Origin of the sequence: Aromatoleum evansii, from assembly GCF_012910805.1 — a bacterium.
Taxonomy (GTDB): domain Bacteria; phylum Pseudomonadota; class Gammaproteobacteria; order Burkholderiales; family Rhodocyclaceae; genus Aromatoleum; species Aromatoleum evansii.
In genome coordinates this window covers 1-392 of the sequence record NZ_WTVK01000298.1, presented here as the reverse complement: position 1 = coordinate 392, position 392 = coordinate 1, and the positions used below count along the sequence as shown (strand labels likewise).

Below are 392 nucleotides of genomic sequence, written 5' to 3'. Positions count from 1 at the left end.
GTATGCAACAGAACTATCTCACCAACCAGGGCCAAGGCGTGACCGCGGCACAATCTGCGCTCGATGCGCAGAACTACGGCGCCAACGCAACGCTCGCGGCGGAGGCGCAGCGGCGCGGCATTCCGGTGCAAGCGTTGAGCCTGCTCGCGCAGATCGGCGTACCGATCGCGCAACTCGGCCAGCAGAGCAACGGGACGACGAATACCACTCAGCAATTGTCCGGAGCGCAGCAGTTCGGGGCGATTGCTAACGGCATCGGCAGCCTGTTCAAGTTCATGCCGTCTGACATGCGGCTGAAGGAAGATATAGCTGCCGTCGGCGCGCTGTTCGATGGGACGCCGGTCTACGGCTATCGCTACAAGGGAGCGCCCGCTTACCACATCGGCCTGATG

General features: G+C 62.8%; 1 protein-coding gene. It reads left to right on the top strand.

The features are described 5' to 3' along the window. Positions 1–392, top strand: a 392-nt coding sequence (locus GO615_RS28410) for a hypothetical protein (protein ID WP_211167450.1), incomplete at both ends; no start/stop codon positions are given.